Here is a 21,506-nt window from a genome sequence, read left to right on the forward strand (position 1 = left end):
GTCCCTCTCCCCAAGGAGAGGGAAAATTCACCTCTCCTCGGGGAGAGGTCGAAATCGCGAAGCGATTTCGGGTGAGGGGGCGGCTCCGGCCCCTCCTATAGCAGCACGTCGTCGGCCGTGAGGTGGGTCAGCGCCTGGCCCTGGTACCAGGTCGGCTCGAGGATCACCTGCATGTCGGACCGGCCGTCGCCGTCAACATCGGCGGAGACCAAGAGCCCACGGCCCAGGCGTTGATAGTGCAGCTCGCCGGCGGTGTAGCTGAACGGCGCGTCGCCGATCAGGGTGAAGGCCTGGTCGCCCGCCGCCGTCTGGTCGGCGTCGATCCGCGACAGGTCGAGGACGTCGCGGCTGCTGAAATCGGTGACCCGGTCCTCCTGGCCCGGCAGGCTGTCCACCAGCCGGTCGATGCGGATGACGTCGTCGCCGTTGGCCGTGGTGATGTCGTCCGCCCCCAGCCCGCCGACGAAGACGTCGTTGCCGGAGGGGAAGACCCAGTCGTCGCTGGTCAGGATGTCGTCGCCGCCGCCCCCGGACAGCAGGTCGTCGCCGATGGCGCCATCAATGGTGTTGGCCGCGTCGTCGCCGACCAGGATGTCGTTGGCGGAGGTGCCGCTCAGGTTCTCGATGTCGCGCAGGTCGTACTGGTAGGTCAGCCCGGACTGCCCGGACCGCACCGCCGCCCGGCCCTCGGCCAGGTTGATGAAGGCGCCGTCGGCGGAATAGGCGACGCGGAGGGTGTCGGACCCGTCGCCGCCGTCGATCAGGTTGCCGGCGCCGACGGATTCCAGGGAGAAGGTGTCGTCCCCCTCCCCGCCATACAGGCGGTTGGCGGCGCCGCGGAAATAGATCGTGTCCTCGTGGAAGCCGCCATGCACCGTGTCTCCGCCGTCTTCCAGAGTGATCGTCGCCCATCTGGTGCCGGAGGTCGTGCGGATGTCGATCACGTCCGTGCCGGTATAGGCGTGGATGGTATAGAACTCGTCGTTGCCCTCGACGATGATGTGGTCGTTGCCGGTGGTGCCTTCGATCGTCGCCATGCCTGCCCCCATGGTGTCGGCTTTGCTGCCGCGATGATAGGAAGGCGGTCAGTATAGGCGATATGGCGTCCTATGGAACCCGCGACGGGCGGACTCAGCCTCCATCCTGGAGCTGGGCCTCGATCGCCGGCTTGTCGAGCACCGACCAGACCTGGACGATCCTGCCGCCCTGGAACTCGTAGAAGACGTTCTCGCTGAACGAGACCGTGCGGCCGTTCACGTCGAGCCCGAGGAACCGGCCCCGCGGCGAGCAGGTGAAGTCCAGCCGGGCGGCGACCAGAGGCGGGTCGCAGGCCAGGAGGCCGATGACGAAGCGCAGGTCCGGGATGTCGCGGAAATCCTGCTCCAGCATGGCGCGATAGCCGGCCAGGCCGAAGGGCCGGCCGTTGTGGCGCGCCTCTACGTCGACGAAATCGCCCAGCCGCGCCCAGTCCTGCCGGTTCAGGCAGTCGATATAGGCGCGGTAGCGGGTGGCGAGGTCGGTCATGGCTTCGGCTGCAGCGTGAAATCGCAGGTGACGGAGCGGCCGAGCTGCACCGCCACATCGGCCGTGGATTGGGACGCATAGCCGAGGGCCGCGGCCTCCACGGTGTAGGACCCCACGGGCAGCCCCGGGATCTGATAGACGCCGCGCCCGTCGGTCTCGGCCCCCCTGGTGATGCCCCCTCTGGCGGAGACGTCGCATCTCGGAATCCCCTGGCCCGTCGCGGCATCCACCACCGTGCCCGCTATCGTGCCGGTCAGATCCGCCATGTCGCCCTCCTCCATTCCGTCTGCCCGCCGGCAGCGCCTTGCATTCTCCACAATCCGCCGCAAGGGTTGAAGGGGTCGGTTCGGGGAGGGGGAATGACGAGCAGCATCCGGGCGGTGCGCCGCGAGGACGAGCGCACGGAGCGCCGGCGCCTGGCCTATGAGAAGGCGGCGCAGCAGCAGGCGGCGCTGGAGGCCGCGTCCTCCGCCGCCGAGGAATACGACCGGCTGATCGAGGCCCTGACCGGCGCCCATCGGGTCCAGCTGCCGCGCCGCGACTGGCACGCCTTGGCCGCGGAGGCGCCGCCGGCCGAGCCCGAGCGGAGCGCTGTGCAGGAGGTGGCGGCGCGGCGGGAGCAGGAGGCCTATCGCCCCGGCTGGTTCGCCCGCACCTTCGGCGGGGCCAAGCGGCGCCAGGTCGAGCTGACCGCGGCGGTGGAGGATGCACGGGTGCGCGACGAGGCGGAATTCCAGGCGCGGCGGCAGCAGGCCGAGGCGCGCCGGGCCGAGATCGGCTTCGCGCGGCGGCTGGTGGCGCGCGACCCGGCGGCGGTGGCGGAGGCGCTGGGCCGCTTCACCCGGCTGGGCGACCTGCCCTTCTCGGTCGAGGGGCTGGACCTCGTCTTCGTCGCGGGCGGGCGGATCGTCGCCATGATCGACGGGCTGGACCTGGAGGACCTGCCGGACCGGTCGGTGACGCTGCTGCAATCGGGCAAGGCCTCGGTCAAGCCGCTGGCGCAGGGCCGGGTGCTGGAGCTGCACCGCGACACCATCTGCTCGGCCGCGGTGCGGGCGGCGGCGGAATGCCTGGCCGCCCTGCCGGTCGACGAGATCGAGGTGGTGATGCAGGCCGACCTGCTGGACCGCGGCTCGGGCCATATCGGCGTCACGCCCGTGCTCTATCTCCGGGCGACGGCGCAAGCGCTGGCCGCCGTGAACCTGCCGCAGACCGACGCCGCCGCCCTGGTCGAGCGCCTGGGCGGCCATTTCGACTGGAGCCGGAAGGAGGGGTTTCGGGCGATCGGGCTCGGGGAGTTTGATGTGCCGGCGTATGAGAGGGGGGAGAGTTGATTACGACGGTGTCGCCTCGCAGTATGATGATCATTCCGTGATACGCATTGAAGGCTGTCGGTTCATGCTTGAGGGCCGACCAAGGTGCAGCCATCGGCAAACGGCCCGCCATCCGAGGCAGTGAGGCTGCGCCGATCCCCATCGGCATCGAACCGGTGGTTGACGAAGCGAGGCCGAACCGCTATATGTGGGGTATCTGTTCACTCGGGGGGCAGAGTAGCGCGTTATGACTGTAAAGGATGAACGCGGCCCGAAGCAGGAGGCGGATAGTCATTAAGGCAACTCCGTTGATCGCCGAGGATCGCGTCGCCGGCCACCAGACCATCGCGATACACGCGATAGCCATGGCGGTGACAGCATACTCGACTTCGTCGAAGTTCTTCCAGACAGAGCCAAGCTCGCTTGGTTCGCTGCCAACGGTGCGGGGCGGTAGCTACAACCGGATGGAACCGGTTGCTACCGTCCCCTCTCGTTGAGGGACCGGGCTTTGGCTGAATGGAAGCTCAAGCCGCGCGATCTCAAGTTATACCCTCACTTCGATCAAATCCTGAAGACGACAGAGATTATCGCGCTGGTAACCGACCCAAAGCGGGTGGCGCAGAATGCCTTTTTCCCCTTACTCCGCTACACGAAACGATGGCAACCATTTCGCCACCCCAAAGCTGGCAGCAAACCCAGACCGAAGCCGAAGGAACGGCCCATCCGGTATGCAGCGAGGCGGGACGCTTACATATTTGCTTACTATCGCCACCTCCTAAGCGACCCGTATGAAGCCGAACTCAAAAGACTTTCGATCAGCCACTGCCCCGTGGCTTATCGTCGTATATTGACAGATTCTGACAAGCGCGGCGGAAAATGCAATATCCATTTTGCACGAGAGGCATTCGACTGCATTCGAAAACTTGGAAATTGCTGTACTATTGCGATAGATATTAGCAGTTATTTTGAATCAATAGATCACGAACATCTAAAGATCCTCTGGTGCCGCTTGCTGGGCGTTGATCGGCTGCCGCCGGATCACTTTGCCGTCTTCAAGAACATTACTCAATATCGTGTAATTGATCGCATCAAAGCCTACGAGAGATTAGGGTTTTATGGAGTGAAGAATTTCACCAAAGGCGGACATCCAATTGACGGCTACTTGAAACCATACAATAAAATACCAAAACAATTATGTTCACCATCTGATTTTCGTCAAAAAATTCTTGGAGAGAACAAAAAATACGACTCGCTTGTCGAATCAAACAAAAATGCCTATGGCATTCCGCAGGGAGCGCCCATCTCTGATTTACTAGCAAATCTCTACCTGATCGACTTCGACTTTGAAATGAATGAACTCGCCGCCGGCTTGGGCGGAGCCTATGTTCGTTACTCCGATGACATCTTGCTCATTTTGCCCGTCCCGGCTCTTGACGCAAAAACAATCATGGATGATATGCCAGATCGTATACGGAAGTACGGATCTGAACTCCTGATAAAACCAGACAAATCATCGCTGATTCAATATACATCGATGGATAACGAACAGGATTGCACTGTAATTTCTGGCAAGGGCGAAAACGGTTTGGAGTATTTAGGTTTCCGTTATGATGGGAAAAACATTTATCTGCGCGATTCCACGGTATCGGGACTTTACCGAAAGATCACCCTGACCGCGCGTAGCCAAGCCGAGGCAACCATTAAACGTTATCCTGATAAATCTTATACCGAATTATGCAGACTATTCAATTTCGAGCTCTTTACAAAGCGATTTGGCCGAGTTGAAGATTTTGAACCTAAATCATCCAATAGGAGATGGACATTCTGGACATATGCAGTACGCGCAATTGAAGAATTAAAACCCCACGGAAAAAGAATACGAGGCCAGATCAAACGACTAAGACAACATTCGCGGAGACGCGTGAACGCGGAAATAGAACGTGCTCTACTACGAAAAGCGAAGCGGAGCGCGGCTCTGTGACGAGAAGGGCCACGTGGATTCGAGGCCATCACCGCTCGTATCCCGACCGCGGCGAGTGAGATTGGGTCTCCATAGGAATGGCCTGACTACCAGGCTGAAGTGAAATTGCGCCGCCGGCACGGCCGGAAGCGGAAGCCCGCTTTCTGGCCGCTCCAGCGGGACGCGGTCATCCACCAGCCGCAGCCAACCCACTCATGTCTTGGAGGCGGACAAGATTAGCCGCGATAACTTTTCGATCTATATCCAACGCTAACTCGGTAACCGCGCTCCTGGCGTCCGTAACAAACATATGATCAACGACGATTTTTTCGTCTTTTATTCTAATTCTCGGATACTCTTGCCGATATCGATCATCAACCTTTCCATCTCTATGCACGAGAACATGCCGAGCCTCAAGATATGGCATCGCAACATCGAACTTGGTCTGATCTAATTGTAAGCCAAGTCGTGCACTTGCTTTCCTAACTAAATCTTTAGTGCTCTTTTCATTCTCAATCTTGCGGAAAACTGTGTCCGATACGAGACCAACCGCCGCAGACCAACTTCCGGACGCCAAAAATTCGGCCGCGGTTATGTCGATTTTTGCATCCCCAACAAATCGGGCAGGATCCAGCCCCTTAAGCGCGGCATTTCTCATTGTACTTGATATATATTCAGAAAGATCCTCAAACAAATCTTTGACAAATGATACATATATTGTTCTCTTAAGATGATTCCCGCAAATAGACCTTGATTGCCTGTTATTTACGCGCCGACCAATATAGGGATGACGGTCATTTGTTCCTCCTAACGCCTCGGCCACTGATCTTTCACTATTCTCGATATCGAGAAATCGCTCCACTAGGAGCACGCAAAGCTCCAGATCGGAACTATAGTACTCTATTCTTTGAACAAATCGTCTATATGGTTTTGTCGACATATCTAAACACTCCATCAATCGTAGAAAAAGTACGACAAAAATACAAGAATGTATAGCCGGTGCAAGGCGCTAGATATTCCAAAATAGTGGCTTGGGCTGAAAGCGATCATCTTGTTGTAGCTAGGTGCTGCTACTAATCGAGCACACCCCACCCATCCGGGCAGGTCCCGGCCCACCCGTAAGATCGCGCCGGCCCACCCGGGTGGGCGTTCCGGTCCGCTGCCCTCTCCCCGATCCTGACCGTCCTGGGGAGCGCCAGACTCCCCGCCCCGCACCCGGCCCCGGCCGGAGTGCGGATATCGGGTGGAGATGCGCATGACCGGTGCAGCGATTGCCGAGGACGGCTTCATCTACGCGCTGCGCCGCGTCACCGAAGCCGCAGCCCGCGCCGCCTTCGACTGGATCGGACGCGGCCGCAAGGACGAGGGCGACGCCGCCGCGGTCGACGCCATGCGCACCGTCCTCAACCATCTCGACATAGACGGCCGCATCGTCATCGGCGAGGGCGAGAAGGACGAGGCGCCGCAACTGTACAAGGGCGAGCGGCTGGGGCACGGCGGCGGCATGGCGGTCGACATCGCGGTCGACCCCGTCGACGGCACCAGCCACCTGGCCAACGGCCAGACCAATGCCCTGGCCGCCGTCGCCATGACGCCGCAGGGCGCCATGTTCGACCCCGGCCCCGCCTTCTACATGGAGAAGTTCGCGGGTCCCCCGGCGGTGAAGGGCCGGATCGACCCGCTGGCGCCGACCCGCGACAAGCTGAAGGTGCTGGCCGAGGCGCTGGGCAAGCCCGTCTCCGAACTGTCGATCTATGTGCTGGAGAAGCCGCGCCACCGCCGGCTGGTGGAGGAGATCCACGCCGCCGGCGCCCGCGTCGCCCTGTACCCCGCCGGCGACGTGGCCGGCGCCATCGTCGCCGCCATGCCGGGCGGCGGGGTGGACGCGCTGATGGGCACCGGCGGCACGCCCGAGGGGGTGCTGGCGGCCTGCGCCATCCGGGCGCTGGGGGGAGAGTTCCTGGGCCGCATCGACCCGCAGCTGGAGCATGAGCGCGCCGCCGTGGCCCAGGCCGGCATCGACACCCGCCGCTGGTGGGGGGTGGAGGAGCTGGTGCGCAGCGACAAGGTCTGGTTCGCCGCCACCGGCATCACCACCGGGCTGTTGTTCGAGGGCGTGTCGCGGCGGGGGCAAAGCACCCGCACCCAGTCGCTGATGCTGACCGCGCCGGACCGGCGCTGGCAGGTGCTGACGACGTATGTGGAGACGGCGGAGACGCGGCGGTGAGCGCGCGCCTGGCCGGTAGGGCTCGGATTGCCTCTCCCGCCGGACGCGGGAGAGGTCGGGCTCGCGCGGCGAGACCGGGTGAGGGCTGGCCCCGGCCTCGACGAAAAAATCCCCTCACCCGGAGCCGCTTCGCGCCTCCGACCTCTCCCGCAAGCGGGAGAGGCAATCGGAGCGCACCCGGCGAGACCTTCGCCCGCCGATGGTAGCAGCCAAGCCCACCCGCCCTGCCGAGCCGCGCCCGAGGCTCGCCGATCACGACCCGAGACGGGAGACCAGAATGTCCAAGCCCTTCTTCGACCGGCCCATCATCCTCGGGATCGTCGGCGACAGCGCCGCCGGCAAGACCACGCTGTCGCGCGGCATCGCCGAGATCCTGGGGCCGCAGCGCTGCACCCTGATCTGCACCGACGACTATCACCGCTATGACCGGCGCGAGCGGGCGAGCAACGGGGTCTCGGCGCTGGACCCCGCCGGCAACTATGTCGACATCCTGGAGCAGCACCTGCACCTGCTGCGCCAGGGCCAGCCGATCCTGAAGCCGATCTACAACCACGACCAGGGCACGCTGGACCGGCCGGAATACATCGAGCCGAAGGAGTTCGTGGTCGCGGAAGGGCTGCTCGGCTACGCCACGCGGGCGATGCGCGACTGCTACGACGTCAAGATCTACCTCGACCCCGAGGAGGAGCTGCGGGTGCGCTGGAAGGTGCATCGCGACACCAGCAAGCGCGGCTACACCGCCGAGCAGGTGCTGGAATCGCTGAAGAAGCGGGAATACGACAGCCCGACCTTCATCCGGCCGCAGCGGCTGTTCGCCGACATCGTCATCCGCTTCCAGCGGCCGCCCGGCGCCAATTCCTCGGCCGGGGCGCCGGAAACCGACCACCGGCTCGACGTCGCCCATATCCTGCGCCCGACCCTGCCACACCCGAATTTTTCCCGGCTGATCGAGGCGGTGGGCGACGGCAGCGTCGGCTTCGAGCTGACCCGCGACGAGGGCAAGCCGGTCGACGTGCTGGAGATCCGCGGCTCGATCTCCGACCGCCGGGCCGAGCGGGTGGAGGAGTATCTCTGGGAGCACATCCCCGAGGCCAGCCACCTGCGCGCCGACCTCGGCCGCTATGACGGCGCCGCCGGCCGGGCGGTCAGCCACCCCCTCGCCCTCACCCAGCTCCTGGTCGCCTTCCACATGGTCAAGGCCGCCCAGGGCGTGCACGCGGTGTGAGCCAAACCCCTCCCCCTACCCCCTCCCGCAAGGGGAGGGGGAGGACAACAAGAACGGCCTGCCCAGCCTTTCACCCTCCCCCTCCCCTTGCGGGAGGGGGGCGGGGGGAGGGGTCGGACAGAAACCAAGGCCCGGTCCACCGACTGAACCCAAGGAGCCCATGATGGCCCGCATCACGCTGCGACAGCTTCTGGACCACGCCGCCGAGCATGGCTACGGCGTGCCTGCCTTCAACATCAACAACATGGAGCAGATCCTGGCGATCATGGCCGCGGCCAAGGCCGTGGACGCGCCGGTGATCCTGCAGGCCAGCCGCGGCGCCCGGTCCTATGCCGGCGACCTGATGCTGGCGAAGATGGTGGAGGCGGCGGAGGCGATGCATCCCGCCATCCCGATCTGCCTGCACCAGGACCATGGCAACGACGACGGCACCTGCCTGTCCGCCATCCAGCACGGCTTCACCAGCGTGATGATGGACGGGTCGCTGGAGGCCGACGCCAAGACCCCGGCCAGCTATGACTACAATGTCGAGATCACCCGCCGGGTGGCGGCCACGGCGCATGCCGTCGGCGTGTCGGTGGAGGGCGAGCTCGGCGTGCTCGGCAGCCTGGAGACCGGCCAGGGCGAGGCCGAGGACGGGCACGGCGCCGAGGGCGCGCTGGGCCACGACCAGCTGCTGACCGACCCGGACCAGGCGGTGGCCTTCGTCCGCGAGACCCGGGTCGATGCCCTGGCCATCGCCATGGGCACCTCGCACGGCGCCTACAAATTCTCGCGCCGGCCGGACGGCGAGATCCTGGCCATGCATGTGGTCCAGGCGATCCATGAGCGGCTGCCCGAGATCCACCTGGTGATGCACGGCTCCTCCTCCGTCCCCGAGGCGCTGCAGGAGCAGTTCAACCGCTTCGGCGGCGAGATGCCGAAGACCTGGGGCGTGCCGGTCGAGGAGATCCAGCGCGGCATCCGGCACGGTGTGCGCAAGGTCAACATCGACACCGATTGCCGCCTGGCCATGGCCGCCGCGATCCGCCGTGTCGCGGTGGAGAAGCGCGGCGAGTTCGACCCGCGCAAGTTCCTGCAGCCGTCGATGGCGGCGCTCGAGGCGCTGTGCCGCGAACGCTACGAGCAGTTCGGCACGGCCGGCCAGGCCGCGAAGATCACCCCACTGCCCCTGCCCGAGATGGCGAAACGCTACCGGTCCGGTGCGCTCGACCCGCGCATCGCGATCGGCGCCGCAGCCTGAGAGGAGAGCTCCATGAGCACGAACGTCACCACACTCGATCCCAAGAGCGGCACCGTCACCGGCAAGGACCGCTACAAGGCCGGCGTGATGGAATACCGGAAGATGGGCTATTGGGAGCCCGACTACCAGCCGAAGGACACCGACGTCCTGGCGCTGTTCCGGATCACGCCGCAGGACGGGGTCGACCCGATCGAGGCGGCGGCGGCGGTGGCGGGCGAGAGCTCCACGGCCACCTGGACCGTGGTCTGGACCGACCGGCTGACCGCCTGCGAGAAGTACCGGGCCAAGGCCTACCGGGTCGACCCGGTGCCGAACCAGCCGGGCCAGTACTTCGCCTACATCGCCTATGACCTCGACCTGTTCGAGCCGGGGTCGATCGCCAACCTGACCGCGTCGATCATCGGCAACGTCTTCGGCTTCAAGCCGCTGAAGGCGCTGCGGCTGGAGGACATGCGGCTGCCGGTCGCCTATGTGAAGACCTTCGACGGGCCGCCGACCGGCATCGTCGTCGAGCGCGAGCGGCTGGACAAGTTCGGCCGGCCGCTGCTGGGCGCCACGGTGAAGCCGAAGCTGGGCCTGTCGGGGCGCAACTACGGCCGGGTGGTGTATGAGGCGCTGAAGGGCGGGCTCGACTTCACCAAGGACGACGAGAACATCAACTCGCAGCCCTTCATGCACTGGCGCGACCGGTTCCTGTACTGCATGGAGGCGGTGAACCGGGCCCAGGCGCTGACCGGCGAGGTCAAGGGCACCTATCTGAACGTCACCGCCGCGACCATGGAGGACATGTACGAGCGGGCGGAGTTCGCCAAGTCGCTCGGCAGCGTCATCGTCATGATCGACCTGGTGATCGGCTACACCGCGATCCAGTCGATGTCGAAATGGGCGCGGCGCAACGACATGATCCTGCACCTGCACCGCGCCGGCCACGGCACCTACACGCGGCAGAAGTCGCATGGCGTGTCGTTCCGGGTGATCGCCAAATGGATGCGCCTGGCGGGGGTCGACCACATCCATGCCGGCACCGTGGTCGGCAAGCTGGAGGGCGACCCGAACACCACCCGCGGCTTCTACGACATCCTGCGCGAGGACCATCTGCCGGCCAAGCTGGAGAACGGCGTGTTCTTCGAGCAGGACTGGGCGTCCCTGCGCAAGGTGATGCCGGTGGCGTCCGGCGGCATCCATGCCGGGCAGATGCACCAGCTGCTGGACTATCTGGGCGAGGACACGGTGCTGCAGTTCGGCGGCGGCACCATCGGCCACCCGATGGGCATCCAGGCCGGCGCCCAGGCCAACCGCGTCGCGCTGGAGGCCATGATCCTGGCCCGCAACGAGGGCCGCGACACCAAGGTGGAGGGACCGCAGATCCTGGTCGACGCCGCGCGGCACTGCCAGCCGCTGCGCCAGGCGCTGGACGTCTGGAAGGACGTCACCTTCGACTACGCCTCGACCGACACGCCGGACTTCGTCCCGGCCGTCACCGCCGCCAGCTGAGGAGGCCGCCACCATGCGCATCACCCAGGGATGCTTCTCGTTCCTGCCCGACCTGACCGACCGGCAGATCACCGACCAGGTGCAGTACTGCATCGACAATGGCTGGGCGGTGAACATCGAGTTCACCGACGACCCGCACCCCCGCAACACCTATTGGGAGATGTGGGACCTGCCGATGTTCGACATCCGCGACGCCGCCGCGGTGATGATCGAGCTGAATTCGTGCCGCAAGGCCTATGGCGACCGCTACATCCGCATCTCCGGCTTCGACGCCACGCCGGGCTGGGAGTCGGTGCGGATCTCGTTCCTGGTGAACCGCCCGCCGGAGGAGGCGCGGTTCCATCTCGAGCGCCAGGAGGTGGAGGGAAGGAGCATCCGGTACACGACGCGGCTGGTGGCGCCCCCGGCCGGGTGATTGTTCAACCTCCCCCTCCCCTTGCGGGAGGGGGTAGGGGGAGGGGTATTGGCGCCGGCAGAGCGATCTCCAACGATCGCGCCCCGACACCCGCCCCGCCGATTCCAGCCCGCACTCTGCATCGACACCCCCTCCCCCTACCCCCTCCCGCGGGGGGAGGGGGAGTGTGGAAGGAAAGAGGCCCGCCATGACCGAAGCCGCCCTCGCCTTGCCGCCGGCCGACACCCGCATCGACCTCGCCCAGGAATTCGCCGAGACCCGGATCGACGAGGTGTTCGAGGCGCTGGACCGCGACCTGGTCGGCCTCGTCCCGGTGAAGACCCGGATCCGCGAGATCGCCGCCCTGCTGCTGGTCGAGCGGGTGCGCCGCCGGCTGGGCCTCGGCGCCGAGGCGCCGACCCTTCACATGAGCTTCACCGGCAACCCCGGCACCGGCAAGACCACCGTGGCGCTCAGGATGGCCGACATCCTGCACCGGCTCGGCTATGTCCGGCGCGGGCACCTGGTCTCGGTCACCCGCGACGACCTGGTCGGCCAGTACATCGGCCACACCGCGCCGAAGACCAAGGAGATCCTGAAACGGGCGATGGGCGGGGTGCTGTTCATCGACGAGGCCTACTATCTGTACCGGCCGGAGAACGAGCGCGACTACGGCCAGGAGGCGATCGAGATCCTGCTGCAGGTGATGGAGAACCAGAGGGAGGACCTGGTGGTGATCGTCGCCGGCTATGGCGACCGGATGGAGAAGTTCTTCACCAGCAATCCCGGCTTCCGCTCGCGCATCGCCCATCATGTCGAGTTCCCGGATTTCTCCGAGGCCGAGCTGATCACGATCGGCGAGGGCATGCTGGCGCGGCAGAACTACCGCTTCAGCCCGGGGGCGCTGGCCGCGTTCCGCGACTATGTCGGCCGCCGCATCCGGCTGCCGCATTTCGCCAATGGCCGGTCGATCCGCAACGCGCTGGACCGCGCCCGGCTGCGCCAGGCCAACCGGCTGGTGCGCGACATGCCGCCGGAGCTGACGGTCGAGGATTTCGTCACCATCGCCGAGGCCGACATCCGCGCCAGCCGCGTGTTCTCGGCCGAGCCGCCGGAAGTGGAGGCCAAGCTGTGAGTGTCGTGATCGCCCCTTCGATCCTGTCCGCCGATTTCGCCCGGCTGGGCGAGGAGGTGCGCGCGGTCGTCGCCGCCGGCGCCGACTGGATCCATATCGACGTGATGGACGGGCATTTCGTGCCCAACCTGACGATCGGGCCGGATGTGGTGAAGGCGCTGCGGCCGCACAGCGACCGGGTGTTCGACGTGCATCTGATGATCGCCCCGGCCGACCCGTATCTCGACGCCTTCGCCAAGGCGGGGGCCGATGTCATCACCGTGCACGCCGAGGCCGGGCCGCATCTCGACCGGTCGCTGCAGCACATCCGGTCGCTGGGCAAGCAGGCCGGGGTGGCGCTATGCCCGGCGACGCCGGCGGAGGCGGTGGCCCATGTGCTGGACCGGCTGGACCTGATCCTGGTGATGACGGTCAATCCCGGCTTCGGCGGCCAGGCCTTCATCCCGGCGATGGCGGCGAAGATCCGCCGGATCCGCGCCATGATCGGCGACCGGCCGATCCGGCTGGAGGTCGATGGCGGCGTCACGCCGGAGACGGCTTCGGTGGTGGCCGAGGCCGGGGCGGACACGCTGGTCGCCGGCTCCGCCGTGTTCCGCGGCGGTGCCTATGAGGCCAACATCGCCGCGATCCGCCGCGGCGCCGCAGCAGGGACCGGCCGGCCGGCGGCGGCATGAACGCCCGCGCCACCCGCCTGCATGCCGTGGTGTTCGACCTGGACGGCACGCTGGTCGACAGCGTCGCCGATGTCGCCGCCGCCCTGGCCGGGGTGCTGCGCGAGGCCGGGATCAGCCCCTTGTCCGAGGCCGAGGTGCGCGGCCTGATGGGCCATGGCGCGCCCGGCCTGCTGCGCGGGGCGCTGCGGCTGCGGCAGTGCGATCCCGGCGAGGCCGAATGGATGACCCGGCGCTTCCTGGACCGCTACGCCGCGGCGCCGGCGGTGCGCAGCACGGCCTATCCCGGCGCGGTCGAGGCGGTGGCGGCGCTGGCAGCGGCCGGGATCCCGGTCGGCATCTGCACCAACAAGGCGGCCTGGACCGCGCGGGCCGTGCTGCGGGCGCTGGGCTTCGCGCCGCATGTCGGCGCCGTGGTCGGCGGCGACAGCGGCCACGGCATGAAGCCGGACCCGGCGCCGCTGCTGGCCTGCATCGCGGATCTCGGCGCCGCGCCGGAGGACACGGTCTATGTCGGCGACCACCATGTCGACATCGCCACCGCGCGGGCGGCGGGGGTGCGGGTGCTGGCGGTGCCGTTCGGCTATGGCGACGTCGCCACGCTGGAACCGGACGGAATCCTCGCCGACTATGCCGCGCTGCCGGGGATGCTCGGCCTGGCCGAGGCGGGGTAGCCGTGGCGCTCCAGGCGATCCTGTTCGATGTCGACGGCACGCTGGCCGAGACCGAGGAGGTGCACCGCCGGTCCTTCAATGCCGCCTTCCGCGCCGCCGGCCTCGACTGGCATTGGAGCCGGGACCGGTATCGCGAGTTGCTGGCCGTGACCGGCGGCAAGGAACGGATCGGGCGTTTCCTGGCCGGGCTGGCCGACCCGCCTTGCTGCGACGTGCCGGCGCTGCACCGGGCCAAGACCGAGCGCTACACCGCGCTGGTGGCGGCCGGCGCCGTGGCCCTGCGCCCCGGCATCGCCCGCCTGCTGGCCGAGGCCCGGGCGCGAGGCGTGCGCCTGGCGATCGCCACCACCACGACGCCGGTCAATGTCGCGGCGCTGCTGGCGGCGGCGCTGGGGCCGGAGGGACCGGCGCTGTTCGAGGTGATGGTCGCGGGCGACGCGGTGCCGCGCAAGAAGCCGTCGCCGGATGTTTATGAGGCGGTGCTGGAGGCGATGGGGCTGGACCCGGCCGGCTGCATCGCGATCGAGGATTCGCGCAACGGCGTGCTGTCCGCCCGCCGCGCCGGCCTGCCGGTGCTGGCGACGCCGGGCCTGTACACCGGCGACGACGACCTGCGCCACGCTGTGGCGGTGCTGTCCGATCTGGGCGAGCCGGACGCGCCCTACCGCCATCTCGGCGGCGCCGGTTCCGGCGAAGGCTGGGTGACGGTCGAGGCACTGGGGCGGTGGGTGGAGGACGGCGCGCGACGGTCCTCCCAGCTCTAATCTGAGGACGAAATTCTTTTGTTCAAGAATTGCCAAAGCCCGGCAGCACGCCGAGTGTGCGCCCCCTGAACCACAGGGGAGCCCAGGCTTGGCACAGGATCTGGTTCACGGCTTCGCCGATGCGCGCTTCGCCGCGGCGCGCGAGGCCTTCGAGGCGAATTTCGCCGAGGGGAAGGAGATCGGCGCCTCCGTCTGCGCCACGGTCGACGGCGAGACGGTGTTCGACCTCTGGGGTGGCCGGGCGGACGAGGCGCGGATTCGGCCCTGGCAGCGCGACACCATTGTCAACGTCTTCTCCACCACCAAGACCATGACGGCCCTGACCGCACTGCTGCTGGCCGACCGCGGCGATCTCGACGTCGCCGCGCCGGTGGCCCGGTACTGGCCCGAATTCGCGGCGAGCGGCAAGGAGCGTATCACCGTCGCCCAGCTGCTGAGCCATTCCTCCGGGCTGTCGGGCTGGCGGGAACCGTTCAGCCAGGACGATGCGACTGACTGGGACAAGGCGACCCGGCTGCTGGCCGCCCAGGCGCCGCTGTGGCCGCCGGGCACGGCCTCGGGCTATCACACCTACACCCATGGTTTCCTGATCGGCGAGGTGGTGCGCCGCATCACCGGCCGGTCGCTCGGCACCGTGTTCCGGCAGGAGATCGCCGAACCGCTGGGCGCCGATTTCCGGATCGGCCTGCCGGAGAGCGAGGACCATCGCGTCGCCGAGCTGGTCCAGCCCGGCCCGGGGCCCGAGGCCGGGGCGGCGGAGATGGCGGAGATCCCGTCGATCACCTTCCGCGACACCCAGCCGGACGGCAGCCGCGCATGGCGCATGGACGTGGCGCAGACCCGGACCCGCGCTTGGCGCGGCGCCGAGATCCCCTCGGTCAACGGCCACGGCAACGCCCGGTCGATCGCCGAGATCCATGCGGTGCTGGCCAATGGCGGGGTCGCCAAGGGCAAGCGAATCCTGTCCGAGGCCGGCAGTCGCCGGGTGCTGGAGCCGCAGATCGAGGGGCCCGACCTGGTGATGGGCGGGCGGGAGGTCCGCTTCGGCCTGGGCTTCGCCCTGGCCCCCTGCCCGCTGTTCCCGCTGACGCCGCCCAACCCGAACACCATCGTCTGGGGCGGCGGGGGCGGATCGCTGGTGGTCGTCGACCTCGATGCCCGCACCAGCTTCGCCTATGCCATGAACCGGATGGGGCCGGCGCTGCTCGGCGACCATCGGTCGTTCCGGGTGCTCGAGGCGATGTGGCGGGCGCTGGCCTGAAGAAGGCCGCTTGCTACTTCGCGATCTCCTCCTGGATCGTCCGCGACAGGGCGAACAGGCGGCGTTCCAGGATGAAGGGCTGGTCGCAGATCGCCGGCAGCAGGCGCTCGCGCTCGTCGAAGACGCGCTGGTCCCAGCCCAGCTGGGTCTCCAGCTGCTGCCGCTTCTGCGCCACCGCCATGTCGGTCGAGGTCGAATCGACGCCGTCCAGCGCCTGGGTCGTGTCCTCGATCCGCTGGGCCAGCGCCGCCTGGCGGGCGTTGAAGCGGCGGATGCCGCGGATGATGGTGCCGCGCTCGCTATTGATGCTCTCGAACAGCCCGGCGAACAGCTCCGACAGCGCGACCTTGCGGTCGCCCTCATAGCCGGCGGCGAAGCGGCGGATCTCGGCCGTCGCCTCGTCGACCGTGACGCGGCGCGGCGCCACCCGCTCGACCAGCGCCGCCACCACCGCGTCGTCGCGCCAGGACGGGCCGTTGGCCGTGGGGTCGTCGCCCGGCCACATCGCGCCGATCGACAGCTCCGGCTGCAGCACCTGGACGCAGGGCCAGTCGTCCTTCGCGTCCTGCCCCCAGGCCGCGGCGGGCGCCAGGGCCAGGAGGACGGGGAGAAGCCATGTCGCGGTAAGAGGGGCGGAGCGGACCATGACGGCCTCCTTTCAGCCGGCGCCGGGGCCGCGGACGCGGGCGACGAGGCCGCGCGCCGGGTCGTAGGCCAGGATCGCCCCGCCGAGGAACACCACGGCGAAGCCAAGGACGAGCAGCAGCGACTGGGTATCGACCCGGCCGTAGAGGGCGAAGCGCACCAGTTCGACCGCATAGGTGAAGGGGTTCAGGCCGCAGACGTCGCGCAGCAGCGGGCTCGCCTCCTCCACCTTCCACAGCGGGTAGAGGGCCGAGGAGGCGAAGAACATCGGGAAGATCACGAAGTTCATCACCCCGGCGAAGTTCTCGAGCTGGCGGATCGCCGAGGACAGCAGCAGGCCGAGCGCGCCCAGCATCAGCCCGGACAGGACCAGGGCCGGCAGCACGGTGACATAGCCCATCGGCGGCGGCTCGATGCCCCAGAGCCGGGCGATCAGCAGGAAGACATAGACCTGGGGCAGCGACAGCAGCGTGCCGGCCAGCAGCCGCGCCGTGAGGAGATACCAGCGCGGCATCGGGCTGGTGAGCAGCACGCGCATGCTGCCCATCTCACGGTCATAGACCATGGACAACGAACTCTGCATCCCGTTGAACAGCTGGATCATCGCGATCAGCCCGGGGACGATGTACTCGTCGTACAGGATGTAGGTCTCGTAGGGCGGGATGATCGACACGCCGAGCACCGAGCGGAAGCCGGCGGCGAAGATGAACAGCCAGACCAGCGGCCGCACCAGAGCGGAGATGAAGCGGGTGCGCTGATGCACGAAGCGCAGCCCCTCGCGCCACAGGATGCCCAGCAGGCAGCGCCAGGCGCCGGCCAGGGTGACGGCGCCGAGGGGCTGGCGCCCAGCAGCGTCGATGTCGTGGACCACGCTCATGCCGCCTCCGTCAGCTGGCGGAAGGCGTCCTGCAGCCCGCCGGCGCCGAGATCGGAGATGATCGAAGCCGCCGGCCCCTGCCGCAGGATGCGGCCGCGATGCAGGATGATGGTGGGGTCGGCCGCCTCGACCTCGTCGATCAGATGGGTGGCCCAGACCACGGTCAGGCCGCGGTCGCGCACCAGGCCACGGACATCGGCCAGAATCGCGGCGCGGCTGCGGATGTCGAGCCCGACCGTCGCCTCGTCGCACAGCAGCAGGCGCGGCTCGTGCAGCAGGGCGCGGGCGATCTCGATCCGCCGCATCTCACCGCCGGAGAAGCTGCGGATCTTGCGGTCGGCCTCCTGGGCCAGCCCGACCCGCTCCAGCTCCGCCGCGATGCGGGACCGGGCGACCCCGCCCGGCATGCCGTGCAGCGCCGCGTGGTAGCGCAGATTCTGCCGGGCCGACAGGTCGGGGTCGAGCGCGCGTTGCTGGAACACCACGCCCATCAGCGCCAGCGCCCGCCCGGGTTCGGCGCCGAGGTCGCGGCCGAACACCCGGATGTGGCCCGACTGGGCGCCGTAGAGCCGGGTGATCAGCGAGAACAGCGTGGTCTTGCCGGCGCCGTTCTGGCCGAGCAGCACGGTGAAGGTCCCGGGCCGCACCGCGACCTCGATCTCCGCCAGGATCTCGCGCCCGCCGATCCTGTGCGACAGGCCGGAGACGGCGAGGGCGTCGGAGTCAGAGGCGGGCATGGCTGAACGTCCCGCCCCGCAAAATCCACTCTCCCCCTCCCCTTGCGGGAGGGGGTAGGGGGAGGGGTCTGTCGATCGAAGAGGGCGGTGTCGCCCAGATCCGGGCCGTTGAACGGCCGAGGTTAAGCCGAATGCCGTCTCCTCCGGCAAAACCCCCTCCCCCTACCCCCTCCCGCAGGGGGAGGGGGAGGATAACAAGGCGGGCCGGCGAGAGCGTCGCCATCTAGCGGATCGCCACGCCCCAGGGCAGTTCGCCCACGGGGATCGACTTGATCACCTTGCGCGCCGCCACGTCGATCACCGAGATGTCGTTCGAGGCGCCGTTGGTCGACACCAGGTATTTCCCGTCCGGGGTGAAGGCGAGCTGCCAGACCCGCTGGCCGACCAGCAGGTAGTCCGTCACCTCATAGGTCGCAGTGTCGACCACGGCGACCCGGTTGGCCGGGCCGAGGGCGACGAAGGCGGTCTTGCCGTCCGCGGTGACGCGCACGCCGACCGGCTGGATCGTCTCCTTGCGCACGCCCTGGACCGCGAAGCCGATCTTCTTCAGCACCTGGCGCGACGCCGTGTCGATGACGCTGACCGTGCCGCCGATCTCGGCCGAGACCCAGACCTGCTTGCCGTCCGGCGTGAACTGGGCGAAGCGCGGCCGGGTGTCGACCAGCACGTTGTCGGTCACCTGCAGCGTGTCGGTGTCGATGAAATGCGCCATGTTGGTGGTCTCGGAGGTGTTGACCAGCCATTTGCCGTCCGGGCTGACGCCCATCCCCTCCGGCTCCACCCCCACCGGGATCTCGGTCTCCATCGCCTTCTGCTCGAGGTCGAGGACCGTGACCATGTTGTCGTCCTCATTGGCGACGTAGAGGCGCTTGCCGTCCGGCGCCAGCACGAACAGCTCGGGATCCGGGCCGCTGGGCAGGGTGCCGAGCGGCTTCAGCGTCTCCGTGTCGATCATCTCGATGTGGTCGTCGTCGCTGGTGCAGACGTACAGCGTCTTGCCGTCGTTGCTGAGGGTGATGCCGCGCGGCCGCTGGCCGACCTTGATGGTCTGGGTCACCGCCATGGTGTCGAGGTCGACCACGCTGACGGTGTTGCCCTTCTCGTTCGAGACATAGGCGGTGAAGGCCAGCGCCGGGCCGGCGGCGAGGAGGGTTGCCGCGGCAAAGGTCGAGAACACGAACCTGGTCATGCGCGCCTCCTACGGGTCGGGGTTGAGCCGGCACGACGATTCCGGCTCATCATAGCCGAGCGTGTCGAGCGGCGTGCGCTGGTGCAGGAAGCCTTCCTGCGGCGAGACCGAGACCAGCATCAGCGGCGAGGCCAGCAGGATCGGCTGGCGCAGCTGCTGGTCCCAGCGGCGGAAGGTCAGCGGCACGCCCTTGAAGGCGCCGAGCTGGAAGGCGTCGGACACCAGATAGTCGTGGATCGCCGCGGGATCGGCCTTGCCGGTGCGGGTCACCGCCTCGCCCAGGGCGCGGATCGCGGCCCAGGCGGCGTAGTCGCGCTCCAGCATCCAGCGGCCGGCGGCCTTCTGGAAGCGGCGCTGGATCTGGGTGCCGCCCCACTGCTCCTGGCTGCGGTGCCAGGCGGTCGGCACCAGCCCCTGGGTGCCGACCACCGGCCGCGCATCCCAGGTGCGGTAGGGCAGATACTCGCCGAACACCTCGCTCTCATCGGCCACGACCATGACGTCGTAATCCGGCAGGCGCTGGGTCAGCTGGGTCATCTGCCGCTGCACCTGCTGCTCGCCGGTGTCGGAGCGGCGGGAGCCGGCCTGGAATTCGTAACTGCGCTCCTCGACGATCTCGGCGCCGTAGCGCTTGGCGGCGCGACGGATAGCGTCGGCGAAGGCCTTGTCATCCTCCAGCGTGCCGGAGACCAGGACCCAGCGGGTCCAGCGCTTGAACGCCAGATACTGCGCCAGCGCGTCGGCCTTCATCGCCCGGCTGGGGATAGTGTGGAAGACATTGGCGCGGCAGTCGGCGACACGCAGCCGGTCGTCCTGGGCGCGGGCGTCGAGGATCACCGAATCCTTCATCTCCGGCAGGTCGGCCAGCTGCAGCAGCCGGTCGGCCGGCAGGTCGGCGACGATCAGCCTGGCCCCCTTGCCCGCCAGAGCCGCGGCGGCAGCGGCCAAGTCGCCACCGGCCGGGATCACCGTCTCGTCCAACGTGTAGTCCTGGCCGAGGAAGCGGCCGGTGGTCTGGTTGTCGGTGATGGCGAGGCGAGCGCCGGCCACGCCCTTGTCCTTGGCCACCGGCTCGACCAGCGACAACGGCTCCGGCTCCGGGATCGCCTCGCTGAGCCAGCCGATGGTGACCGACAGCTTGGGCGCCGCCGGCTGCTGCTGCGCCGCGGCCGGCACGGCGAGCAGGGCGGCGGCGAGGCCAAGCGTGGCGAGGGCCCGAAGCATGGTCAGCTCGCGCCCGCCTCCTTCAGATAGGCGATGACGGCGAGCCGGTCCTCTTCCTTCGGCAGGCCGGGGAACACCATCTTGGTGCCGGGCACCAGGGTCTTGGGATTGGCAAGGTACTTGTCGAGTGTCGCCTCGTCCCAGGTCAGATGGGCGTTCTTCATCGCGTCGGAGTATCTGAAGCCGTCGATCGCGCCGGAGGTCCGGCCGATCACGTCGTGCAGCGACGGGCCGAGCTTGTTGGTGCCCGCCTCGATCGAATGGCAGGCCTGGCATTTGGCGAAGACCTGCTTGCCCTTGGCCGCGTCGCCCGCGGCGTCCTGGGCCTGGGCTGCCATCGGCAAAGCGAGCGCGGCGACTGCCGCGACGAGCGCAAAACCTCGCATCTCGGACGTCCTCCTGCTGGGCCGGGCGAACCGGCGTTCCGCTTCGGCGCGGCGCGGGCCGGGGCCCTGCCGCGCCTGCCCGCTCGACGGCGGGGATTGGCCCCGACTGTATGAACCGCCCCCGGCCCCGACAAGGCGAGAACAAACAACTGAGACCAAAGTCCAATTCAGCCGCAGGACGAAAACGCGCCCTGTTGTTCCTGCCACTGCGGGAGATTTCGGGTGCCGTCATCCGGCCGCACGCAGAACCTGGACCGGCCGGGGGCGCTGAGCCGCCGGCGCGCGCTCGGCGGCGCCCTGGCGCTGGGCCTGTTGGGCGGCGCGGCAGCCGCCGCCGACGAGCCGTTGCCGGTGACCGAGGTCGCGCCCGGCATCTTCGTCTTCCACGGCGCGCATGAGGAGGCGACGGCGGCCAATCTCGGCGGCATCGCCAATCTCGGCTTCGTCGTCGGCAGCGCGGCCGTGGCCGTGATCGACACCGGCGGCAGCGCCGCCGAGGGCCGCCGGCTGCTGGCGGCGGTACGGCAGCGCACCACCCTGCCCGTCCGCTGGGCCATCGAGAC

22 protein-coding genes and 1 pseudogene are annotated in these 21,506 nt (G+C 67.7%); 13 read left to right on the top strand and 10 right to left on the bottom strand.

Going from position 1 to position 21,506, the window contains the following annotated elements:
• Positions 1-95: 95 nt before the first annotated feature.
• The 3 genes from ACTOWL_RS34675 to ACTOWL_RS34685 form a co-directional block, all read right to left on the bottom strand.
• On the bottom strand, positions 96-1,037 hold the full coding sequence (locus ACTOWL_RS34675) for a hypothetical protein (protein WP_441325866.1): 942 nt from the start codon (positions 1,035-1,037) through the stop codon (positions 96-98).
• A 94-nt stretch (positions 1,038-1,131) separates the two neighbouring features.
• A complete protein-coding gene (locus ACTOWL_RS34680; RefSeq protein WP_441325867.1) occupies positions 1,132-1,524 on the bottom strand; it encodes an ester cyclase in 393 nt (130 codons plus the stop codon).
• The gene (locus tag ACTOWL_RS34685) at positions 1,521-1,790 is read right to left on the bottom strand and encodes a carboxypeptidase-like regulatory domain-containing protein (protein WP_441325868.1); all 270 of its coding nucleotides are present in this window, start codon (positions 1,788-1,790) and stop codon (positions 1,521-1,523) included. The genes ACTOWL_RS34680 and ACTOWL_RS34685 overlap by 4 nt, the downstream gene beginning before the upstream one ends.
• Before the next feature lie 93 nt (positions 1,791-1,883).
• Between ACTOWL_RS34685 and ACTOWL_RS34690 the strand changes: the two genes are divergently transcribed.
• Both ACTOWL_RS34690 and ACTOWL_RS34695 read left to right on the top strand, forming a co-directional pair.
• On the top strand, positions 1,884-2,858 hold the full coding sequence (locus ACTOWL_RS34690; RefSeq protein ID WP_441325869.1) for a hypothetical protein: 975 nt from the start codon (positions 1,884-1,886) through the stop codon (positions 2,856-2,858).
• 487 nt (positions 2,859-3,345) lie between these two features.
• On the top strand, positions 3,346-4,818 hold the full coding sequence (locus tag ACTOWL_RS34695; protein ID WP_441325870.1) for a reverse transcriptase domain-containing protein: 1,473 nt from the start codon (positions 3,346-3,348) through the stop codon (positions 4,816-4,818).
• 166 nt (positions 4,819-4,984) lie between these two features.
• Here ACTOWL_RS34695 and ACTOWL_RS34700 read toward each other — a convergent pair whose 3' ends face one another.
• Positions 4,985-5,668, bottom strand: coding sequence for a hypothetical protein (locus ACTOWL_RS34700; protein ID WP_441325871.1), 684 nt, complete (start codon positions 5,666-5,668; stop codon positions 4,985-4,987).
• Between the two features lie 384 nt (positions 5,669-6,052).
• Here ACTOWL_RS34700 and glpX point away from each other — a divergent pair, with 384 nt between their 5' ends.
• From glpX to ACTOWL_RS34750, 10 genes are all read left to right on the top strand, one after another.
• Positions 6,053-7,024 carry a class II fructose-bisphosphatase gene (gene glpX / locus ACTOWL_RS34705; protein WP_441325872.1) on the top strand — a complete coding sequence of 324 codons (972 nt, stop codon included), beginning with the start codon at positions 6,053-6,055 and terminating at the stop codon, positions 7,022-7,024.
• A 277-nt stretch (positions 7,025-7,301) separates the two neighbouring features.
• The gene (locus ACTOWL_RS34710) at positions 7,302-8,249 is read left to right on the top strand and encodes a phosphoribulokinase (protein ID WP_441325873.1); all 948 of its coding nucleotides are present in this window, start codon (positions 7,302-7,304) and stop codon (positions 8,247-8,249) included.
• Positions 8,250-8,412: 163 nt separating this feature from the next.
• On the top strand, positions 8,413-9,492 hold the full coding sequence (gene fba, locus ACTOWL_RS34715; protein ID WP_441325874.1) for a class II fructose-bisphosphate aldolase: 1,080 nt from the start codon (positions 8,413-8,415) through the stop codon (positions 9,490-9,492).
• A gap of 12 nt (positions 9,493-9,504) precedes the next feature.
• Positions 9,505-10,986, top strand: coding sequence for a form I ribulose bisphosphate carboxylase large subunit (locus ACTOWL_RS34720; RefSeq protein WP_441325875.1), 1,482 nt, complete (start codon positions 9,505-9,507; stop codon positions 10,984-10,986).
• 13 nt (positions 10,987-10,999) lie between these two features.
• On the top strand, positions 11,000-11,401 hold the full coding sequence (locus ACTOWL_RS34725; RefSeq protein WP_441325876.1) for a ribulose bisphosphate carboxylase small subunit: 402 nt from the start codon (positions 11,000-11,002) through the stop codon (positions 11,399-11,401).
• A gap of 187 nt (positions 11,402-11,588) precedes the next feature.
• A complete protein-coding gene (cbbX, locus tag ACTOWL_RS34730) occupies positions 11,589-12,515 on the top strand; it encodes a CbbX protein (RefSeq protein ID WP_441325877.1) in 927 nt (308 codons plus the stop codon).
• On the top strand, positions 12,512-13,189 hold the full coding sequence (gene rpe / locus ACTOWL_RS34735; protein WP_441325878.1) for a ribulose-phosphate 3-epimerase: 678 nt from the start codon (positions 12,512-12,514) through the stop codon (positions 13,187-13,189). The genes cbbX and rpe overlap by 4 nt, the downstream gene beginning before the upstream one ends.
• Positions 13,186-13,860, top strand: coding sequence for an HAD-IA family hydrolase (locus ACTOWL_RS34740; protein ID WP_441325879.1), 675 nt, complete (start codon positions 13,186-13,188; stop codon positions 13,858-13,860). The genes rpe and ACTOWL_RS34740 overlap by 4 nt, the downstream gene beginning before the upstream one ends.
• A 2-nt stretch (positions 13,861-13,862) precedes the next feature.
• The gene (locus tag ACTOWL_RS34745; RefSeq protein ID WP_441325880.1) at positions 13,863-14,624 is read left to right on the top strand and encodes an HAD-IA family hydrolase; all 762 of its coding nucleotides are present in this window, start codon (positions 13,863-13,865) and stop codon (positions 14,622-14,624) included.
• An 88-nt stretch (positions 14,625-14,712) separates the two neighbouring features.
• The gene (locus ACTOWL_RS34750; RefSeq protein ID WP_441325881.1) at positions 14,713-15,885 is read left to right on the top strand and encodes a serine hydrolase domain-containing protein; all 1,173 of its coding nucleotides are present in this window, start codon (positions 14,713-14,715) and stop codon (positions 15,883-15,885) included.
• A 13-nt stretch (positions 15,886-15,898) separates the two neighbouring features.
• Here ACTOWL_RS34750 and ACTOWL_RS34755 read toward each other — a convergent pair whose 3' ends face one another.
• From ACTOWL_RS34755 to ACTOWL_RS34780, 6 genes are all read right to left on the bottom strand, one after another.
• The gene (locus ACTOWL_RS34755) at positions 15,899-16,531 is read right to left on the bottom strand and encodes a hypothetical protein (RefSeq protein WP_441325882.1); all 633 of its coding nucleotides are present in this window, start codon (positions 16,529-16,531) and stop codon (positions 15,899-15,901) included.
• A gap of 12 nt (positions 16,532-16,543) precedes the next feature.
• Entirely contained in the window at positions 16,544-17,407 is an 864-nt protein-coding gene (locus ACTOWL_RS34760; RefSeq protein WP_441325883.1) for an ABC transporter permease, read from the bottom strand.
• Positions 17,404-18,144, bottom strand: a complete 741-nt coding sequence (locus tag ACTOWL_RS34765) for an ABC transporter ATP-binding protein (protein WP_441325884.1) — start codon at positions 18,142-18,144, stop codon at positions 17,404-17,406. Before ACTOWL_RS34765 ends, ACTOWL_RS34760 begins: the two co-directional genes overlap by 4 nt.
• 223 nt (positions 18,145-18,367) lie before the next feature.
• The gene (locus ACTOWL_RS34770) at positions 18,368-19,333 is read right to left on the bottom strand and encodes a YVTN family beta-propeller repeat protein (protein WP_441325885.1); all 966 of its coding nucleotides are present in this window, start codon (positions 19,331-19,333) and stop codon (positions 18,368-18,370) included.
• Positions 19,334-19,342: 9 nt separating this feature from the next.
• Complete coding sequence (locus ACTOWL_RS34775; RefSeq protein ID WP_441325886.1) at positions 19,343-20,557, bottom strand: ABC transporter substrate-binding protein; 1,215 nt, start codon at positions 20,555-20,557, stop codon at positions 19,343-19,345.
• A gap of 2 nt (positions 20,558-20,559) precedes the next feature.
• Entirely contained in the window at positions 20,560-20,943 is a 384-nt protein-coding gene (locus tag ACTOWL_RS34780) for a c-type cytochrome (protein WP_441325887.1), read from the bottom strand.
• A gap of 222 nt (positions 20,944-21,165) precedes the next feature.
• Between ACTOWL_RS34780 and ACTOWL_RS34785 the strand changes: the two are divergent.
• A pseudogene (locus ACTOWL_RS34785) lies at positions 21,166-21,506 on the top strand (hypothetical protein); the annotation flags it as partial.

Origin of the sequence: Inquilinus sp. CA228 (assembly GCF_052078665.1) — a bacterium.
Classification (GTDB): Bacteria; Pseudomonadota; Alphaproteobacteria; order DSM-16000; family Inquilinaceae; genus Inquilinus.

Coding starts and splice junctions, on each gene's coding strand:
- ACTOWL_RS34775 (WP_441325886.1), bottom strand. CDS start 20,557: ATGCTTCGGGCCCTCGCCACGCTTGGCCTCGCCGCCGCCCTGCTCGCC.
- glpX (WP_441325872.1), top strand. CDS start 6,053: ATGACCGGTGCAGCGATTGCCGAGGACGGCTTCATCTACGCGCTGCGC.
- ACTOWL_RS34740 (WP_441325879.1), top strand. CDS start 13,186: ATGAACGCCCGCGCCACCCGCCTGCATGCCGTGGTGTTCGACCTGGAC.
- ACTOWL_RS34710 (WP_441325873.1), top strand. CDS start 7,302: ATGTCCAAGCCCTTCTTCGACCGGCCCATCATCCTCGGGATCGTCGGC.
- ACTOWL_RS34755 (WP_441325882.1), bottom strand. CDS start 16,531: ATGGTCCGCTCCGCCCCTCTTACCGCGACATGGCTTCTCCCCGTCCTC.
- ACTOWL_RS34725 (WP_441325876.1), top strand. CDS start 11,000: ATGCGCATCACCCAGGGATGCTTCTCGTTCCTGCCCGACCTGACCGAC.
- ACTOWL_RS34675 (WP_441325866.1), bottom strand. CDS start 1,037: ATGGCGACGATCGAAGGCACCACCGGCAACGACCACATCATCGTCGAG.
- ACTOWL_RS34765 (WP_441325884.1), bottom strand. CDS start 18,144: ATGCCCGCCTCTGACTCCGACGCCCTCGCCGTCTCCGGCCTGTCGCAC.
- fba (WP_441325874.1), top strand. CDS start 8,413: ATGGCCCGCATCACGCTGCGACAGCTTCTGGACCACGCCGCCGAGCAT.
- ACTOWL_RS34780 (WP_441325887.1), bottom strand. CDS start 20,943: ATGCGAGGTTTTGCGCTCGTCGCGGCAGTCGCCGCGCTCGCTTTGCCG.
- ACTOWL_RS34760 (WP_441325883.1), bottom strand. CDS start 17,407: ATGAGCGTGGTCCACGACATCGACGCTGCTGGGCGCCAGCCCCTCGGC.
- ACTOWL_RS34680 (WP_441325867.1), bottom strand. CDS start 1,524: ATGACCGACCTCGCCACCCGCTACCGCGCCTATATCGACTGCCTGAAC.
- ACTOWL_RS34770 (WP_441325885.1), bottom strand. CDS start 19,333: ATGACCAGGTTCGTGTTCTCGACCTTTGCCGCGGCAACCCTCCTCGCC.
- cbbX (WP_441325877.1), top strand. CDS start 11,589: ATGACCGAAGCCGCCCTCGCCTTGCCGCCGGCCGACACCCGCATCGAC.
- ACTOWL_RS34690 (WP_441325869.1), top strand. CDS start 1,884: ATGACGAGCAGCATCCGGGCGGTGCGCCGCGAGGACGAGCGCACGGAG.
- ACTOWL_RS34720 (WP_441325875.1), top strand. CDS start 9,505: ATGAGCACGAACGTCACCACACTCGATCCCAAGAGCGGCACCGTCACC.
- ACTOWL_RS34685 (WP_441325868.1), bottom strand. CDS start 1,790: ATGGCGGATCTGACCGGCACGATAGCGGGCACGGTGGTGGATGCCGCG.